This is a genomic window from Streptomyces sp. NPDC054841 (genome assembly GCF_053611045.1).
Map to the genome: position 1 here is coordinate 1 of NZ_JBSGZO010000867.1, position 1,645 is coordinate 1,645.

Genomic DNA, 1,645 nt, shown 5'->3' on the forward strand with positions numbered 1-1,645 from the left:
TCCTGCAGGGTCACCTTGATGCCGTCGCTGTAGTCGAACTTCGTCCCCAGCTTGGGGACGGCGACCACCGACACATACGCGTTCTTCTCGGCGTCCAGGTCCACGCGGTAGTTGAGCTTTCCGTCGGGGCCGATGGACGAACGGTACGTGGTACCGGCCTTCAGCGCCTTGGCGTTCGCGGTGCTCTCCTCGCCCTCGACCGGCTGCGCGTCGGCGTCGAAGACGTACGGATTCGGCCGTCCGGCCGCCCAGGCCGGCTGAACCGGCAGCGCCGCCACCGCGCACACCGCCGCCACCCCGGCCAGCGTCACCCGGCCCCTGCTGCGCTGACTCATCTACGCGCTTCCCCTTGTCGTCTCCATGGCCGCCCTGCGTCGCGCCCGTACAAGCACGAGCCCGAGCCCGGCGATCAGTACGGCCGCGCCGCCCGCCGTCGCGGCGGTCGCAGTGCCGGTCCATCCTGCCCCGCCGGTCCCACCGCTGTCTGCGCGCGTGGCCGAATCACCCTCGTTGTCCGTCTTCTTCGCGAGGACCGGGGCATCGTGCTGCGGCCCGGCCTTCTCGTCGCCGAGGACCGCCACCCGCAGCACCACACCGATCTGCGGGTTCTCCGCGAGCTCGGCGGCCTTCGCGCCGAGCGTCACGGCGATGTAGAAGTGGCCCTTGTCGTGCACCGGAATGACGTTGGGATGCGTCTCGTGGCGGTTGGTCCAGGCAACGGGAACGGTGCCCATCCGCACTGCCGCCGGACGGCCGTTGTAGACGGTCTCGGGGCTGAACTCGCCGGTGCCGCCGCCGACCGGTGCCCGCGCGGGCGTGTACACCTCGGTGCCGCCGTACGACCACTGGGAGGAACCGTCCTTCAGCCTCGGGCCTTGCCACGGACCTGGAAGCCGACGGTGTCGATGCGCAGCCCGATGCCGTCCTCGGCGAGCTGCTCGGCGACCTCGCAGGGCTGCGGCGTACCGCAGGTGTCCTCCCCGTCGGAGATCAGCAGGATCGTGCGGGTGCCGATCGCACCGTCCGGGGGCTTCGGCAGATCCTGGGCGGCCTTCTGGAGCGACAGGCCGATGGGGGTGTCGCCCTTGGGCTGTACGGAGGCCACGGCCTGCTTCAGGGCCGCCCGGTCGAGCGGGCGTACGGGCCGTGCAAGCCGGGTGTCGGTGCAGCCCTTGGGGCGGTCCGCGCCGTAGACCCGCAGGCCCGTTGGGTGGCCGTCGGGGAGCGCCGCCGCGACGGTGCCGATGGCCTCGCGGGCGGCCTCCATGCGGGTGCGTCCCGTACCGTCGTCGTCGGCCATCGAGCCCGAGGAGTCGAGCACCATCACCAGGCTGCTCCCGCCCTCCACCCGCGGTGCGGCCGCCGCCCCGCCGGCCACCTCCGCACCCGCCGCACCCGCCGCGGCCGGCAGCGGACCCGCGGCCAGCGCGAACAACGCCCCACCGACGGTGACAGCCCTCCTCGCACGGCGATGAAGTCGTACGTTCACCGGTTCCCCCTCACCCGAGTCTTCATCTTTGCCCATGCAAGCTATTCATTTGCGTAAGCGAACTCAAGGGCTTCGGTGTCACGGTCCAGAAACAGCGCCTCGGCGCCGCGGCACGGCCCGCGGGCCCGGAACAGCGCAGAGCCCCGGCCGCGCAGC

Annotated in this window: 2 protein-coding genes and 1 pseudogene; all 3 read right to left on the reverse strand. The window is 72.0% G+C overall.

All coding sequences use genetic code 11. From position 1 onward, the window contains the following. A pseudogene (locus tag ACWGI8_RS44045) lies at positions 1 to 335 on the reverse strand (hypothetical protein); the annotation flags it as partial. Then, a complete protein-coding gene (locus ACWGI8_RS44050; RefSeq protein ID WP_453669218.1) occupies positions 336 to 824 on the reverse strand; it encodes a hypothetical protein in 489 nt (162 codons plus the stop codon). Between the two features lie 38 nt (positions 825 to 862). Further along, a complete protein-coding gene (locus ACWGI8_RS44055) occupies positions 863 to 1,489 on the reverse strand; it encodes a vWA domain-containing protein (RefSeq protein WP_453669220.1) in 627 nt (208 codons plus the stop codon). Positions 1,490 to 1,645 lie beyond the last annotated feature (156 nt).